The following is a 15,022-nucleotide window of genomic DNA, read 5'->3' on the forward strand; positions in this document are numbered from 1 at the left end:
GCCGCTCGGTTACCCCGCTTCGGCCTGATATTCGAAAGGAATTGCCTCCGTGCCGCTACCCAGTGACGTCCTCGACCGCGTTCTTGTCCTCGAGATGGTCCGCGTGACCGAAGCGGCCGCGATTGCAGCCTCATACCTCGTGGGCCGCGGCGACGAGAAGGCCGCCGACGCCGCCGCCGTCGAGGCGATGCGCAAGGCGTTCGACGAACTCTACATGGACGGCACCGTCGTGATCGGAGAGGGCGAGCGTGACGAGGCGCCCATGCTCTATATCGGCGAGAAGGTCGGCGGCGCGCCGGGCAAGGGGCCGAAGATCGACATCGCTCTCGACCCGCTGGAAGGCACCACCATCACCGCCAAGGCCGGGCCCAACGCGCTGGCCGTGCTGGCCGCGGCCGAGGAAGGCTGCCTGCTGAACGCGCCCGATGTCTACATGGAAAAGATCGCAGTCGGCCCCGGCTATCCCGAAGGCGTGATCGACCTGACCAGGACCCCGACCGAAAACGTGAAGGCGGTTGCCGCCGCCAAGGGCGTCGAACCGGCCGAGATCATCGTCTGCGTGCTCGACCGTCCGCGCCACGAGGCGATGATCGCCGAGTTGCGCGAACTGGGCTGCGGCGTGGTGCTGATCGGCGACGGCGACGTGGCCGGCGTGATCGCGACCACCAACCCCGAGACCACGATCGACATCTACATGGGTTCGGGCGGCGCGCCCGAGGGTGTGCTGGCCTGCGCCGCGCTGCGCTGCGTGGGCGGCCAGTTCCAGGGCAAGCTGCTGTTCCGCAACGATGACGAACGCGCCCGCGCAGCCAAGTGGGGCATCGAGGATCTCGACAAGATCTACAGCCTGCGCGACCTGGCCAAGGGCGATTGCATCTTCGCCGCGACCGGCGTGACCGACGGATCGCTGCTGGCGGGCGTGAAGCACCTGAAGGGCGGGCGGATGACCACCGATTCGGTGGTGATGCGCGCCTCGTCCCGCACGGTGCGCTGGATCAAGGGCGAGCATCAGCGCGAGCCGGTCTGATCCGGATTGGCCGCTCTTTCGCAAGGCCCGCGCGGATCGTCCGCGCGGGCCTTTGCATTTTCGCCGGCGCCGCGCCCGACGCGGGCGTGCAATACGCCTTTTGCGCCAGCACGATTGTTGCAATCGCGCGACTCCCCGTTAAGGCCCCGTAGCGAGGAACGCCCTGGCAGGGCCATCGGCCGACTCCCAGAAACCGAACCTGCCCGCCGTGTTGAGGAACGACGAATGAAGATCATGTCCGGCAATGCCAACCTGCCGCTTGCCCGCGCCATCGCCGGCTATCTCGAAGTGCCGATGACCGACGCCAGCGTGCGCCGCTTCGCCGACGAGGAGATCTTCATCGAGATCCACGAGAACGTGCGCGGCGAGGACGTGTTCATCGTCCAGTCGACCAGCTTTCCCGCCAATGACAATCTGATGGAACTGCTGATCGGCATCGACGCGCTGAAGCGCGCGTCGGCCAAGCGGATCACCGCCGTGGTGCCCTATTTCGGCTATGCCAGGCAGGACCGGAAGCCCGGCCCGCGCACCCCGATCTCGGCCAAGCTGGTCGCGAACCTGATTACCGAGGCGGGGGCCGACCGGGTGCTGGCGGTTGATCTGCACGCGGGGCAGATCCAGGGCTTCTTCGATATTCCCACCGACAATCTCTACGCCGCCCCCGCGATGGCGGCGGATATCCAGGCGCGATACGGCGACCAGGACCTGATGGTCGTGTCGCCTGACGTGGGCGGCGTGGTGCGTGCCCGCGCGCTGGCCAAGCGGCTGGACAATGCGCCGCTGGCCATCGTCGACAAGCGCCGCGACCGGCCCGGCGAATCCGAAGTGATGAACATCATCGGCGAGGTCGAGGGACGCCACTGCATCCTGATCGACGACATCATCGATTCGGGCGGCACCCTGTGCAATGCCGCGCAGGCGCTGCTGGATGCGGGCGCCAAGAGCGTCGCGGCCTATATCACCCATGGCGTGCTGTCGGGCGCGGCGGTGGCGCGGGTCGAGAAATCCGTGCTGAAGGAGCTGGTCATCACCGACACGATCCAGGCGACCGACGCCGCGCGCGACAGCGGTTCGATCCGCATCCTGTCGATCGCGACGCTGATCGGCGAGGCGATCCGCCGCATCGCGGACGAGAGCTCCGTCAGCTCGCTGTTCGATTGATGAGGCTGACCGACGATATCGCGCTGGCCCAGCGGCTGGCCGACGCGGCGGGCGCGGCGATCCGCCCGCATTTCCGCACCGCGCTGGAATCGGACCGCAAGGGCGATGCCTCGCCCGTGACGATTGCCGACCGCGAGGCGGAGCAGGCGATGCGCGCGATCCTGGCGGCCGAGCGGCCCGGGGACGGCATCATCGGCGAGGAATTCGGCAGCGAGCGCGCAGGCGCCAGCCGCCAATGGGTGCTGGACCCCATCGACGGGACCGCGGGTTTCCTGGCGGGCCGCGCGATCTTCGGCACGCTGATCGCGCTGATGGTCGATGGCTGGCCGCTGATCGGGGTGATCGACCAGCCGATCGCGGGCGAACGCTGGGTGGGCGGCTCGGGCCTGCCGACATTGCTCAATGGCGCGCCCGTGCGCTGCCGCCCCTGCGCCAGGCTGGACGAGGCGACGCTGGCCACCACCGGGCCGCATTATTTCGACGATCACGACGGCGAACATTTCATGGCGCTGGCCGCACAGACGGATCACAAGCGCATGGTGATGGGCGGCGATTGCTATAATTACGCCATGCTCGCCAGCGGCCATCTCGACATCGTGGCCGAGGCGGGGCTGAAGCTGTATGATTATGCCGCGCTGATCCCCGTGGTCGAAGGCGCGGGCGGGATGATGACCGACTGGAACGGCGACCCGCTGAACGCGGACAGCGACGGACACGTGCTGGCGGTCGGCGACAGCGCCCGGCTCGAGGACGTGATCGAGGCCTTGGCCTGCGACCACTAAGCCTGCGACCACTAGGCCTGCGACCACTAGAGGAGCGCTGTCATCGCGGACCGGCTGTTTGTCTACGGCACGCTGCTGCTAGCGACAGATACGCCGATGGCGCGCTGGCTCGCGCCCCGGTTGGGGAATGGACGGGCTGCCACCATCAGCGGGCGGCTGGCCGCGATCCCTGCGCGGGGCGGGTATTTCCCGGCCCTGCTGCCGGCACCGGACCATCGGCGCGTCATCGGCATGGTGTTCGATGCCGCGCTTTCGCCTGACGACTGGCGCACGCTCGACATCTATGAAGGCCGCGAATATCGGCGCGATACGGCGTGGGTATCCGGGCCCGGAGGACGCAGGCGCGCGTTCTGCTATCGCTGGGTCTCCGCGCTGCCCCCGGCCGCGCGATCGATCGGCGGGGACTTCGGCGCCTGGCTGTCGCGCCACCGGTTGGCTGCTTTCGGCGCAGTTCGGCGCGAGATTTAGCGAAAAATTTACCGCTTCGTGACACGCTTCGACGTGTTTGAGCACAGCTTTTACGCATTTGCAGCACGAGTGGGGATCATGCTCTCATTCCTCAAGGCCATTCCATTCGGGATTTTCATGAGCTGGATCCTCTCGCTCTTCATGGGCAATGGGGGAACGAGCGGCGGGGTGCTGGCGGTGCACCGTGCCCATATCCTCGACATGTCGTTCTATTGGAGCTGGCCTTTGTTCTTCGCGGGGCTGGCGCTGACCTGGGCGCTGCTGCTGATGATGGACGCCTGAACGCCGCGGCGCTTGCAAAACCGGCGGCACGCGTTTAAGCGCGCGCCTTCACCGACACGAGATTCGATGATCGGCCTGGCGAAAAGGGCTGCCAGGGCTGGTTGAGCGTGTCCCTTTGAAGGAGACGAAAATGCCCAAGCTGAAGACGAAGAGCGGCGTGAAGAAGCGCTTCAAGCTCACCGCGACCGGCAAGGTCAAGCATGGCGTGGCCGGCAAGCGCCACCGCCTCATCAGCCATAACGGCAAATATATCCGCCAGAACCGCGGCACCACTGTGATCTCCGACGCTGATGCGAAGACGATCAAGAAGTGGGCGCCCTACGGGCTGAATTGAGGAGGTAACGAACCATGGCACGTGTCAAAAGGGGTGTTACCACCCGCGCCAAGCACAAGCGTCTTCTGGAACAGGCCAAGGGCTACCGCGGCCGCCGGAAGAACACCATCCGCGTCGCTCGCCAGGCTGTCGAGAAGGCCGGGCAGTACGCCTATCGCGACCGCAAGGTTAAGAAGCGCAACTTCCGCGCCCTGTGGATCCAGCGCATCAACGCCGCGGTCCGCGAGGAAGGCCTGACCTATTCGCAGTTCATGCACGGCGTGAAGCTTGCCGGGATCGAGCTGGACCGCAAGGTCATGGCCGATCTGGCGATGAACGAGGGCGCAGCCTTCGGTGCGATCATCGCGCAGGCCAAGAAGGCGCTTCCCGCCTGACAGGCATGATGCCGGGCGATCCGTTTCGCCCGGCCACCAGCTGACAATCGAAAGGCCCGGACCGGCATATGCCGTCCGGGCCTTTTCGTGTCTGAAGCTGGTGTCCGGCTTTGGGTGGGGAGTTCGCTGGCGGCCAGGTCCCCCAACCCGGCTCGCCAGCTTCCGAGCGGCGACCGACAAATTCCGGTCGCTTTGATCGGATCGACTTATGCTGCTTTGCGGTGAAGCGTGCAATGTCCGCGAGCGGCAAACCGGCTGTTGCGCCATTTTCGAACAGCCATTGTCACCATTGCCAAAATTGTCAGTAGTTAATTTCCTAACAAAAGTGCGGCTGGCACCCCGGTTTTTCGCGACTCGGCGGGCGGGCGGGCGTTGCCCTTTTACAGGCGCCGTCCTAGAGAGCGCCCTTCATCCCGAACACCACTCGAATCTGCGAAGTGACGCCAACCGAGATCATGGCAATCACCGATACCGATAGTCTGCGCGCCGAGGCACTGGCGCAGGTCGAACAGGCCGGCACGCTCGACGCGCTGGAAGCGGCGCGCGTCGCCTTTCTGGGCAAGCAGGGCAGCATTGCGCTGCTGCTGAAGACATTGGGCAAGATGAGCCCTGACGAGCGTCAGGTCGCCGGCCCCGCCTTCAACGGGCTGCGCGCCGAGGTGACCGATGCGATCGCGGCGCGCAAGGCGGTGCTGGAAGCAGCGGCGCTGGATGCAAAGCTGGCGGGCGAGACGATCGACCTGTCGCTGCCCGCGCCCGAATCGCCGATCGGCAGCGTGCATCCCGTCAGCCAGGTGATGGATGAGCTGGCCGAGATCTTCGCCGACCTGGGTTTCGCCGTCGCCACCGGGCCCGAGATCGAGGACGACTGGCACAATTTCACCGCGCTCAACATGCCGGAAAGCCATCCGGCGCGCGCGATGCATGACACGTTCTATTTCCCCGATGCCGACGCCGAGGGGCGCTCAATGCTGCTGCGCACGCATACCTCGCCGGTGCAGATCCGCACGATGCTGCAAGAAGGCGCTCCGCTGCGCGTGATCGCGCCGGGCCGCGTCTATCGCAGCGATTCGGATGCGACGCACACGCCGATGTTCCACCAGATCGAGGGGCTGGTGATCGACAAGGGCATCCATCTCGGCCATCTTAAATGGACGCTGGAGACCTTCCTGAAGGCGTTCTTCGAGCGCGACGACATCGTCCTGCGCCTGCGCCCCAGCTATTTCCCCTTCACCGAGCCTTCGGTCGAGGTCGATGTGGGCTATTCGGTCGAGAAAGGCCCCAATAATACCTCCAGGCGCGTGGTCGGCGGGTCGGGCGACGATGACGGGCATGCCTGGATGGAAGTGCTGGGCAGCGGCATGGTCAATCGCCGCGTGATTGAATTCGGCGGGCTGGATCCCGACGAATGGCAGGGCTTTGCTTTCGGCACCGGCGTCGACCGGCTGGCCATGCTGAAATACGGGATGGACGATCTGCGCGCGTTCTTCGACGGCGACCTGCGCTGGCTGAAGCACTACGGTTTCGCCGCGCTCGACGTGCCGACCCTCTCGGCCGGTGTGGGAGTGGGCGCATGAAGTTCTCGCTCTCATGGCTGAAGGACCACCTCGATACCGGGGCAAGCGCCGGCGAGATCGCGGCCAAGCTCAACGAGATCGGGCTTGAGCTGGAAGGCCTGGAGAACCCGGCCGAGGCGCTGGCGGGCTTTCGCGTGGCCAAGGTGCTGACCGCGGCCAAACATCCCGATGCGGACAAGCTGCAGGTGCTGACCGTCGACACCGGGGAAGGCGATCCGCTGACCGTGGTGTGCGGCGCGCCCAATGCGCGGGCCGGGCTGGTCGGCGTGCTGGGCCTGCCCGGTGCGGTGGTGCCGTCGAACGGCATGGAGATGAAGAAGGCGGCGATCCGCGGCGTCGAATCGAACGGCATGATGTGTTCGGCGCGCGAGCTGGACCTGTCGGACGAGCACGAGGGCATCATCGAGCTGCCCGAAGATGCGCCGGTGGGCCAAGATTACGCGGCCTATGCCGAACTGGACGATCCGGTGTTCGACGTGGCGATCACGCCGAACCGGCCCGACTGCATGGGCGTCTATGGCATCGCCCGCGATCTGGCGGCGGCGGGGCTGGGCACGCTGAAGCCCGTGGCCGACCGGGTGCACGAGGGCAGTTTTCCTTGCCCGGTGCAGATCGCGATCGAGGACAAGGAAGGCTGCCAGGCCTTTTTCGGACGCGCCATTCGCGGCCTGACCAATGGGGACAGCCCCGCGTGGATGCAGGCGCAGCTGAAGTCGGCGGGCCAGCGGCCAATCTCGGCGCTGGTGGACATCACCAATTACGTGATGCTCACCTATGGTCGTCCGAGCCATGCATACGACATCGCGCAGCTGACCGGCACGCTGACCGCGCGCCGCGCCAAGGCCGGCGAGGGCGTGACCGCGCTGAACGAGAAGCATTACCTGCTCGACGACAGCATGACGGTGATCGCCGACGACGCGCAGGTGCATGATATCGCGGGCATCATGGGCGGCGAGCATTCGGGCGTTTCGGACACGACCACCGACGTGCTGCTGGAAGTGGCGGCCTTCGATCCGGTGCGATTGGCGCAGACGGGGCGCGCGCTGAACCTGACCAGCGATGCGCGCAGCCGGTTCGAGCGCGGGATCGATCCCGCCTTCCTGGCGCCGGGTCTGGAACTGCTGACCGGCCTGATCCTCGACATTTGCGGCGGCGAGGCGAGCGAGGCGGTGCATGTCGGCGCGCCGCGTTCGGGCAGCGATGTCGTGCGTTACGAGCCTGCGATGGCCGAAACGCTGGGCGGCCTTGCCGTGCGCGAGGAGGAGCAGCGCGCGATCCTGAACGCCTTGGGGTTCGAGGTCGCGGCGATCGAGGAAGCGGGCAGGAGTCATTGGGCGGTAACCCCGCCCAGCTGGCGGCCCGATGTCGACGGCGCTGCCGACATCGTCGAGGAAGTGATCCGCATCAAGGGCCTCGATGCGATCCAGTCGGTTCCGCTGGATCGCGGCGCGGGCGTGGCCCAGAAGACCGCGACCCCGCTGCAGGTGCTGGAACGCAAGGCACGCCGTGCTGCGGCCAGCCGCGGGATGCATGAGGCGGTGACATGGTCCTTCCTGCCCGCCGATCAGGCGTCCAGCTTTGCGGAAGAGGGGCACGAGCCCTGGACCCTGGCCAATCCGATCAGCGAGGATTTGAAAGTCATGCGTCCCTCGCTGCTGCCGGGCCTGCTTTCGGCCACGGCGCGCAACCAGGCGCGCGGCGCGGACAGCATTCGCCTGTTCGAGATCGGCCGCCGCTATCTGCGTGGGCACGGCGGCGCGAGCGACGAGCGGCTGACGCTGGGCCTTGTGCTGGCGGGCGAGAAGCGCGCGCGCGATTGGCAAAGCGGCAAGGCGGCGGCGTTCGATGCATTCGACGCCAAGGCCGAGGTCGAGGCGCTGCTGAGGGCGGCAGGCGCTCCGGTCGACAGGCTGATAGTGATGGGCGCTGATGACACTTGGGCAGGCAGCGCGTTCCATCCCGGACAGTCGGCCACGCTGCGGCTGGGACCGAAGAATGTGCTCGCGCGTTTCGGCACGATGCATCCTCTGGTCGCCAGGCAATTCGATATCGACGGGACAGTCGTCGCGGCCGAGATATTCCTCGACGCCGTTCCCGCGAAGAAGGGGGCTGCGGGCTTCACGCGCGCGGCCTTCGTGCCCCCCGCATTGCAGCCGGTGATGCGCGATTTCGCGTTTCTGGTTCCCGATACGCTGGCGGCAGGCGATCTGCTCAAGGCCGTGCGCGGCGCGGACAAGCAGGCGATCACCGACGCGCGCATCTTCGACGAATTCCGCGGTGCCGGCGTGCCCGAGGGGCAGAAGTCGCTGGCCGTTGAGATCGTGCTGCAGCCCGGCGATGCCAGCTTTACCGAAGCGGACCTGTCCGCGATTTCGGCAAGGGTGGTCGCGGCTGCCGAAAAGCTTGGGGCGTCCTTGCGCGGATGAGCGAGACCGTCACCATACGATCCGAAGCGCTGACCGCGCGCATCGCGCTGACGGGGGCGGAGCTTGTCTCGCTTCACGATGCGAGCGGGGCGGAATGGATGACCGATGGCGATCCCGCCGTGTGGGCTGGCCATGCGCCGATCCTGTTCCCCATCGTGGGCGAGCTGGCGGGCGGCAGCTATCGGCTGGATGGCAGCGAATATGCCTTGCCGCGCCACGGCTTTGCCCGCCGCCGCGAATTCGAGTTGGTCGAACACACCGGCAATAGCGCGGTGCTGAGGCTGGGCGACGATGCCGGGACGCGGGCGGTCTGGCCGTTCTCCTTCGTGCTGGACCTGCGCTATGTGCTGCAGGGCGACGCGTTGACCATGACGGCGATCGTGACCAATCGCGGGCAGGATGCCATGCCGTTCAGCATCGGCTTCCATCCCGGCTTCGCCTGGCCGCTGCCGAACGGCGGCGACAAGGCGAAGCACCGCATCATCTTCTCGGATTTCGAGGAAGGTCCGATCCGCCGCCTGGACGAGGACGGCCTGCTGCGCGCGTTCGAGGATACACCGGTCAAGAACCGCGTGCTGCGGCCCTATCCGGGGCTGTTCCATGCCGATGCGCTGATCTGGGATCGCCTTTCCAGCCGCAGCCTGAGGTTCGAGGGTGAGACCGTGCAGCCGGAAGCGGGTTCGGACAAGAAGGAAGCGGCAGCGCCCGCCGCGCTTCAGATCGCCTTTCCCGATTGCCCGATGCTGGGCATATGGCAGAAGCCGGACGCCGATTTCCTGTGCCTCGAGCCATGGGCGGGCATCGCCGATCCCGAAGGGTTCGACGGCAATCTGCGCGAGAAGCCAGGCATGATGGAACTGGCGGCGGGCGATTCGCGCCGTTTCGACGTGACCATCACGATCTTTCCCGCCGAAGCTGGAGAATAGATGATGAAGACCGTCCTTGTGACCGGAGCGACCGCCGGTATCGGCGAAGCCTGTGCCCGCGCCTTTGCGAACGCCGGTTGGCGCGTGGTCGGCACCGGGCGCCGCGTGGAGCGGCTGCAGGCGCTGCAGGATGAGCTGGGCGCGGAGCGTTTCCAGCCCTGCGTGTTCGACATCCGCGACGAGGCTGCGCGCGACAAGGCGCTGGACGATCTGCCCGAGGCGTTCGGACAGATCGACTGCCTGGTGAACAATGCCGGGCTGGCGCTGGGAACCCAGCCGGCGCAGGACAGCGATCTGGACCAGTGGAAGGTTATGATCGACACCAATGTCACCGCGCTGGTGTCGCTGACCCGCAGGCTGCTGCCGATGCTGGTCGAGCGCAAGGGCGCGATCGTCAACCTGTCCTCGGTCGCGGCGAATTATCCCTATACGGGCGGTAACGTGTATGGCGGGACCAAGGCGTTCGTGCGCCAGTTCTCGCTGGGCCTGCGCAGCGACCTGCATGGCACGGGCGTGCGCGTGACCAGCATCGAGCCCGGCATGGTCGAGACCGAATTCACCGTGGTGCGCACCGGCGGCAGCCAGCAGGCGAGCGATGCGCTGTATGGCGGGGCCAATCCGATGACGGGCGGGGACATCGCCGAGACGATCCTGTGGGTGGCAAGCCTGCCCCCGCATCTCAACATCAATACGCTGGAACTGATGCCGGTAAGCCAGAGCTTTGCCGGGTTTCAGGTCGCGCGCGACGAAAAGTAGAACTTCATGGCTTCCGAGCGGCGGACCTTCGCCATCATCTCCCACCCCGACGCGGGCAAGACCACGCTGACCGAAAAGCTGCTGCTGACCGGCGGCGCGATCCATCTGGCGGGTGAGGTGAAGGCGCGCGGGCAGGCGCGGCGCGCACGTTCGGACTGGATGAAGATCGAGCAGCAGCGCGGCATCTCGGTCACTTCGTCGGTCATGACGTTCGAGCGGGACGGGATCACCTTCAACCTGCTCGATACGCCGGGGCACGAGGATTTTTCCGAAGACACCTATCGCACGCTGACCGCGGTCGATTCGGCGATCATGGTGATCGACGCGGCCAAGGGGATCGAGCCGCAGACCCGCAAGCTGTTCGAGGTCTGCCGGCTGCGCAGCGTGCCGATCATCACCTTCGTCAACAAGGTCGACCGCGAAGGGCGCGATCCGTTCGAATTGATCGACGAGGTTGCCGACATGCTGGCGCTGGACGTCAGCCCGATGAGCTGGCCCATCGGCATGGGCGGCCAGTTCGAGGGCATACTGGATTACGCGACCGGCCATGTCGCGCGGCCCGAGGGCGGATCGCGGGAATTCCTGGGCAAGATCGACGAGGATCCGGCGATCCCGGACGATTTCGCCGAACAGGCCGAGCTGGCGCGCGAGGCCTATCCCGATTTCGACATCGACGCCTATCGCGGCGGTGACCTGACCCCGGTGTTCTTCGGATCGGCATTGAAGAATTTCGGCGTGGTACAGATGATCGAGGCGATTGCCAATTACGCCCCGCCGCCGCGCCCGCAGCCGACCGACGATGGCGAGGTGCAGCCCGGCCGCGACGAGGTATCGGGCTTCATCTTCAAGGTGCAGGCCAACATGGACCCGCAGCACCGCGACCGCATCGCCTTCATGCGGCTGGTGTCGGGCACGTTCAAGCGCGGCATGAAGCTGACGCCAAGCGGGCTGGGCAAGCCGATCGCGGTGCATTCCCCGATCCTGTTCTTCGCGCAGGACCGCGAGATCGCCGATACGGCGGAGCCGGGCGACATCATCGGCATTCCGAACCATGGCACGCTGCGCGTGGGCGATTCGCTGTCGGAAAAGAACGACATCCGTTTCACCGGCCTGCCCAATTTCGCGCCCGAGATCCTGCGCCGCGTGGTGCTGAGGGATCCGACCAAGACCAAGCAGCTGCGCAAGGCCCTGGACGATCTGTCGGAAGAGGGCGTGATCCAGGTGTTCTATCCCGAGATCGGGGCGCAGTGGATCATCGGCGTGGTGGGGCAACTGCAGCTGGAAGTGCTGATCTCGCGGTTGTCGGCGGAATACAAGGTGGAGGCGGTGCTGGAAGCGGCGCCTTTCGCCACAGCGCGTTGGATCAAGGGCGACGCGGCGGCCATGGCCGAGTTCGAAAGCTTCAATCGCCCCAATCTGGCCAAGGACCGCGACGGCGACCTTGTCTTCCTGGCGAAATCGCCGTGGGACGTGAATTACCAGCAGGAAAAGAACCCAAAGCTGACCTTTGGCGCCACCAAGGAGAGGTGACAGCGGGTCGCCATCCGGATTATGGCGGTAGGCATGGCCCAGTTCTTCGATGTTATCGGCGACGACCACCGCGCGATGATCTCTCGCCAGCCGGTGTATTTCGTCGCCACCGCCGCGGCGGAGGGGCGGATCAACCTGAGCCCCAAGGGTTACGACACGTTTCGCATCCTGTCCGACAGTCAGGTCGCATGGCTCGACCTTGCGGGTTCGGGTAACGAGACCCACGCCCATCTGGCGGTCGACGGCCGCATCACCGTGATGTTCTGCAATTTCGAGCAGCCGGCGCTGATCCTGCGGCTTTATGGCCGCGGGCGCGCGGTGCTGCCCGAAGACGGCGAATGGAACGGGCTGGCGAAGCATTTCACCCTGCTGCCCGGTACGCGGCAGATCTTCGTGATGGATGTGGACACGGTGCAGACCAGCTGCGGTTATGGCGTGCCCCTGATGTCGCTGGAGCGCGACAGGCCGACGCTGATCAAGCATCACCAGAAGTCCGATCCCGATGACTGGCTGGCTAGGCAGCAGGCTATGGATCGCAGCATCGACGGTCTGCCCGTTCGCACGACCGACCGTTATTTCGGCGATGCGTGACGGTGCGCGGAACAATTCGGCGCGTCGCACGATAGGTTCGATGTGCAGCTGAAGATCGCAAGCTACAACATACACAAGGGCGTGGGACTGGATCGCAAGTGCGATCCGGACCGGATCCTGTCGGTCCTGGCCGAACTCGACGCCGATGTCGTGGCGCTGCAGGAATGCGATCGCCGCTTCGGCCAGCGGCAGAGCGTCCTGCCCCGCGCCCGGATCGAGGATTCGCGTTACCGGCCCGTTGCCATCGATACGCGGCCCGGCAGCCTGGGCTGGCACGGGAATGGCTAAGACGGTCGAAATCGTCGACACCGCGGCCCTGACCCTGCCTGCACTGGAGCCGCGCGGTGCGGTGCGGATCGACCTGCGCAAGGACGGCAAGCGGGCGCGCGTCATCGGGATGCATCTTGACCTGTCGGGGCTAATGCGACGCGAGCAGGCGCGCAGCGTGCTGGCGCATCTGGATGGGCTGGGCAAGCCAGTGCCGACGGTACTGGCGGGCGACACCAATGAATGGGCCGCTCGCGGCGGAGTGTTCCGCTGCTTCGCCGATGGCTGGACGGTGCTGGACTGCGGGCGGAGCTTTCCGACACGGCGCCCGATCGCGCGGCTCGACCGGATGATCGTCAGCGACCACTGGACCGTCGAGGCGGCGGGGCCGCATCACAGCCTGCTCGCCTCGCGCGCATCGGACCATCTGCCGGTATGGGCCACTCTGTCGCTGGACAAGTAGCGACCTGCAAGCGGGCAATACACCATCCAGGCATGCCCAAAAAACAGGCAATGTCAGACGCATTGCTTACGCTTTAGGCGCGAACACCAATATTTTATTACTGCATATTCGCCGTCCGCACGGAAAAGATTGTGCAAATGTGACTTGGCACATCCCTTGCATTGTAGATGTCGACCGGCAGAGGGGTCGGTAGGCTAACGAGGGGGCAGGGATGAAATTCATCATCGCCATCATCAAGCCGTTCAAACTGGACGAGGTTCGCGAGGCATTGGGCTCGCTGGGTGTCGCCGGGATGACGGTTACCGAAGTAAAGGGCTTTGGCCGCCAGAAGGGCCAGACCGAGATTTACCGCGGTGCGGAATATTCGACCAACATGCTTCCCAAGGTGAAGCTCGAGATTGCGGCCGCAGATGCGCTGGCTCCGCAGATTATCGAGACGATCCAGCAAGTCGCCAGCACCGAGGCCATCGGTGACGGCAAGATCTTCGTGCTCGACCTGGCTTCTGCCGTGCGGATCCGCACCGGCGAGAGCGGCGACACCGCGCTGTGAGGGGGAAACCAGACATGATCCGCAAAATCGCTTGCGGTACGGCGACGCTGGGCGCGTCGCTGTTCGCCGCTGCCACCGCCTGTGCCCAGGAGGCCGGCGTTCCGATCGCAGCTGCCACCGAAACGGTGGAGACCCTGGCCGTTCCGAACCCGGGCAACAACGCCTGGATGATGACCTCTACCCTGCTGGTCCTGATGATGATCCTGCCGGGCCTTGCGCTGTTCTATGGCGGCCTGACCCGTTCGAAGAACATGCTCTCGATGATGACGCAGATCGGCGCCACCGCCGCTCTCGCCATGTTGATCTGGGTGATGTGGGGCTACTCCACCGCCTTCGGACCCGAGGGCAACGCGTTCTTCAGCTGGGGCAATATGTTCCTGTCGGCGACCACGTCGGACAGCACGGCGGCGACATTCTCCGACGAAGTGATCTCGGAATATGTCTTCATCAGCTTCCAGATGACCTTTGCGGCGATCACCGCGGCGCTGATCCTGGGTGCCACGGCAGAGCGCATGAAGTTTTCGGCGACCATGCTGTTCGTGACGATCTGGCTGACCATCGTCTATTTCCCGATCGCGCACATGGTGTGGGCGGGCGGCGGCCTGCTGTTCGAAATGGGCGCGCTGGACTTTGCCGGCGGTACCGTGGTGCACATCAATGCCGGCGTCTCCGCGCTGGTGCTCTCGTTCCTGCTGGGCAAGCGCCACGGCTATCCGGCCGAACCGATGCCACCGCACTCGCTGACGCTGACGATGATCGGCACCGGACTGCTGTGGGTGGGCTGGTTCGGCTTCAACGCCGGTTCGGAACTGGAAGCCGACGGCACCGCCGGTCTTGCGATGATCAACACCTTCGTCGCGACCGCTTCGGCTGCCCTGTTCTGGATGCTGTGCGAGAAGTTCAGCGGCCACAAGGGGTCGGCCCTCGGCTATTGCTCGGGTATCATCGCGGGTCTCGTCGCGGTTACGCCTGCGGCCGGTAACTCCGGTCCGTTCGGCGCCATCGTCCTGGGCGCGATCGCATCGATCGTCTGCTTCATCATGGTCGCCAAGGTGAAGCCGGCTCTGGGCTACGACGATTCGCTCGACGCATTCGGCATCCACGGCGTTGGCGGCATCGTCGGCGCCATCGGCACCGGCGTGGTCTATGCGCCGAGCCTTGGCGGCCCGGGCGGCGACGACTTCATGATGGGCAGCCAGGTCATGACGCAGATCATTGCGGTCCTGGTCGCCATTGGCTGGGCTGCCGTGGGTACGCTTATCGCCGGTCTCGTCACCAAGATGATCACCGGGCTGCGCGTCTCTTCCGAAGTCGAGATGGAAGGTCTCGACATCGGCGAGCATGGCGAGCGTGCCTATAACTGACACCAAGATCACCAGATTGGCGGGGTGAAATCCTTCTCTCCTCTCCCACTCCGCCAACCAGCGTTCCTCCTGCGAACGGTGAACTGGGGCCGGAAGCCAAGCGCTTCCGGCCTCTTTTTCCTGGCACCGTGTTTCCCTTGAGTT

At 65.6% G+C, this 15,022-nt stretch carries 17 protein-coding genes; all 17 read left to right on the plus strand.

All coding sequences use genetic code 11. From position 1 onward, the window contains the following. Positions 1–94: 94 nt before the first annotated feature. Entirely contained in the window at positions 95–1,027 is a 933-nt protein-coding gene (gene glpX / locus A9D14_RS00340; RefSeq protein ID WP_066841995.1) for a class II fructose-bisphosphatase, read from the plus strand. Positions 1,028–1,252: 225 nt separating this feature from the next. Further along, entirely contained in the window at positions 1,253–2,188 is a 936-nt protein-coding gene (locus A9D14_RS00345; protein WP_066841997.1) for a ribose-phosphate pyrophosphokinase, read from the plus strand. Beyond that, positions 2,188–2,970: a histidinol-phosphatase gene (hisN, locus tag A9D14_RS00350; protein ID WP_066841999.1), complete on the plus strand. Its 783-nt coding sequence runs from the start codon at positions 2,188–2,190 to the stop codon at positions 2,968–2,970. Before A9D14_RS00345 ends, hisN begins: the two co-directional genes overlap by 1 nt. Positions 2,971–3,066: 96 nt before the next feature. Next, positions 3,067–3,438 carry a gamma-glutamylcyclotransferase family protein gene (locus tag A9D14_RS00355; protein WP_083987456.1) on the plus strand — a complete coding sequence of 124 codons (372 nt, stop codon included), beginning with the start codon at positions 3,067–3,069 and terminating at the stop codon, positions 3,436–3,438. A 117-nt stretch (positions 3,439–3,555) separates the two neighbouring features. Then, complete coding sequence (locus A9D14_RS00360) at positions 3,556–3,720, plus strand: hypothetical protein (RefSeq protein WP_157668084.1); 165 nt, start codon at positions 3,556–3,558, stop codon at positions 3,718–3,720. Between the two features lie 130 nt (positions 3,721–3,850). Beyond that, on the plus strand, positions 3,851–4,054 hold the full coding sequence (gene rpmI, locus A9D14_RS00365) for a 50S ribosomal protein L35 (RefSeq protein ID WP_047821885.1): 204 nt from the start codon (positions 3,851–3,853) through the stop codon (positions 4,052–4,054). Between the two features lie 14 nt (positions 4,055–4,068). Further along, positions 4,069–4,428: a 50S ribosomal protein L20 gene (gene rplT / locus A9D14_RS00370; protein ID WP_066842003.1), complete on the plus strand. Its 360-nt coding sequence runs from the start codon at positions 4,069–4,071 to the stop codon at positions 4,426–4,428. Between the two features lie 455 nt (positions 4,429–4,883). Beyond that, entirely contained in the window at positions 4,884–6,005 is a 1,122-nt protein-coding gene (pheS, locus tag A9D14_RS00375; protein WP_066847794.1) for a phenylalanine--tRNA ligase subunit alpha, read from the plus strand. Beyond that, positions 6,002–8,431, plus strand: a complete 2,430-nt coding sequence (gene pheT, locus A9D14_RS00380) for a phenylalanine--tRNA ligase subunit beta (RefSeq protein WP_066842005.1) — start codon at positions 6,002–6,004, stop codon at positions 8,429–8,431. Before pheS ends, pheT begins: the two co-directional genes overlap by 4 nt. Then, entirely contained in the window at positions 8,428–9,357 is a 930-nt protein-coding gene (locus tag A9D14_RS00385) for an aldose 1-epimerase family protein (RefSeq protein WP_066842007.1), read from the plus strand. Before pheT ends, A9D14_RS00385 begins: the two co-directional genes overlap by 4 nt. After that, positions 9,358–10,113, plus strand: coding sequence for an SDR family oxidoreductase (locus A9D14_RS00390; RefSeq protein WP_232468650.1), 756 nt, complete (start codon positions 9,358–9,360; stop codon positions 10,111–10,113). It abuts the gene before it with no gap. A gap of 6 nt (positions 10,114–10,119) precedes the next feature. Then, positions 10,120–11,643 carry a peptide chain release factor 3 gene (locus A9D14_RS00395; RefSeq protein ID WP_066842009.1) on the plus strand — a complete coding sequence of 508 codons (1,524 nt, stop codon included), beginning with the start codon at positions 10,120–10,122 and terminating at the stop codon, positions 11,641–11,643. A 33-nt stretch (positions 11,644–11,676) separates the two neighbouring features. Further along, positions 11,677–12,234 (plus strand): pyridoxamine 5'-phosphate oxidase family protein, encoded by a 558-nt coding sequence (locus tag A9D14_RS00400; RefSeq protein ID WP_066842011.1) that lies wholly within the window; start codon positions 11,677–11,679, stop codon positions 12,232–12,234. A gap of 42 nt (positions 12,235–12,276) precedes the next feature. Beyond that, on the plus strand, positions 12,277–12,522 hold the full coding sequence (locus A9D14_RS20345; RefSeq protein ID WP_332459773.1) for an endonuclease/exonuclease/phosphatase family protein: 246 nt from the start codon (positions 12,277–12,279) through the stop codon (positions 12,520–12,522). Next, entirely contained in the window at positions 12,515–12,964 is a 450-nt protein-coding gene (locus A9D14_RS00405; protein ID WP_332459774.1) for an endonuclease/exonuclease/phosphatase family protein, read from the plus strand. The genes A9D14_RS20345 and A9D14_RS00405 overlap by 8 nt, the downstream gene beginning before the upstream one ends. A gap of 211 nt (positions 12,965–13,175) precedes the next feature. Continuing rightward, positions 13,176–13,514 carry a P-II family nitrogen regulator gene (locus A9D14_RS00410; RefSeq protein ID WP_066842013.1) on the plus strand — a complete coding sequence of 113 codons (339 nt, stop codon included), beginning with the start codon at positions 13,176–13,178 and terminating at the stop codon, positions 13,512–13,514. Between the two features lie 14 nt (positions 13,515–13,528). Beyond that, a complete protein-coding gene (locus A9D14_RS00415; RefSeq protein ID WP_066842014.1) occupies positions 13,529–14,878 on the plus strand; it encodes an ammonium transporter in 1,350 nt (449 codons plus the stop codon). Positions 14,879–15,022: the final 144 nt, after the last annotated feature.

The sequence above is a fragment of the Croceicoccus marinus genome (genome assembly GCF_001661675.2).
Taxonomy (GTDB): Bacteria; Pseudomonadota; Alphaproteobacteria; order Sphingomonadales; family Sphingomonadaceae; genus Croceicoccus; species Croceicoccus marinus.

What these genes read in the sequence shown, in the direction of transcription:
- glpX (WP_066841995.1), top strand. Translation starts at nt 95, where the DNA reads ATGGTCCGCGTGACCGAAGCGGCCGCGATTGCAGCCTCATACCTCGTG.
- A9D14_RS00345 (WP_066841997.1), top strand. Translation starts at nt 1,253, where the DNA reads ATGAAGATCATGTCCGGCAATGCCAACCTGCCGCTTGCCCGCGCCATC.
- hisN (WP_066841999.1), top strand. Translation starts at nt 2,188, where the DNA reads ATGAGGCTGACCGACGATATCGCGCTGGCCCAGCGGCTGGCCGACGCG.
- A9D14_RS00355 (WP_083987456.1), top strand. Translation starts at nt 3,067, where the DNA reads ATGGCGCGCTGGCTCGCGCCCCGGTTGGGGAATGGACGGGCTGCCACC.
- A9D14_RS00360 (WP_157668084.1), top strand. Translation starts at nt 3,556, where the DNA reads ATGAGCTGGATCCTCTCGCTCTTCATGGGCAATGGGGGAACGAGCGGC.
- rpmI (WP_047821885.1), top strand. Translation starts at nt 3,851, where the DNA reads ATGCCCAAGCTGAAGACGAAGAGCGGCGTGAAGAAGCGCTTCAAGCTC.
- rplT (WP_066842003.1), top strand. Translation starts at nt 4,069, where the DNA reads ATGGCACGTGTCAAAAGGGGTGTTACCACCCGCGCCAAGCACAAGCGT.
- pheS (WP_066847794.1), top strand. Translation starts at nt 4,884, where the DNA reads ATGGCAATCACCGATACCGATAGTCTGCGCGCCGAGGCACTGGCGCAG.
- pheT (WP_066842005.1), top strand. Translation starts at nt 6,002, where the DNA reads ATGAAGTTCTCGCTCTCATGGCTGAAGGACCACCTCGATACCGGGGCA.
- A9D14_RS00385 (WP_066842007.1), top strand. Translation starts at nt 8,428, where the DNA reads ATGAGCGAGACCGTCACCATACGATCCGAAGCGCTGACCGCGCGCATC.
- A9D14_RS00390 (WP_232468650.1), top strand. Translation starts at nt 9,358, where the DNA reads ATGATGAAGACCGTCCTTGTGACCGGAGCGACCGCCGGTATCGGCGAA.
- A9D14_RS00395 (WP_066842009.1), top strand. Translation starts at nt 10,120, where the DNA reads ATGGCTTCCGAGCGGCGGACCTTCGCCATCATCTCCCACCCCGACGCG.
- A9D14_RS00400 (WP_066842011.1), top strand. Translation starts at nt 11,677, where the DNA reads ATGGCCCAGTTCTTCGATGTTATCGGCGACGACCACCGCGCGATGATC.
- A9D14_RS00405 (WP_332459774.1), top strand. Translation starts at nt 12,515, where the DNA reads ATGGCTAAGACGGTCGAAATCGTCGACACCGCGGCCCTGACCCTGCCT.
- A9D14_RS00410 (WP_066842013.1), top strand. Translation starts at nt 13,176, where the DNA reads ATGAAATTCATCATCGCCATCATCAAGCCGTTCAAACTGGACGAGGTT.
- A9D14_RS00415 (WP_066842014.1), top strand. Translation starts at nt 13,529, where the DNA reads ATGATCCGCAAAATCGCTTGCGGTACGGCGACGCTGGGCGCGTCGCTG.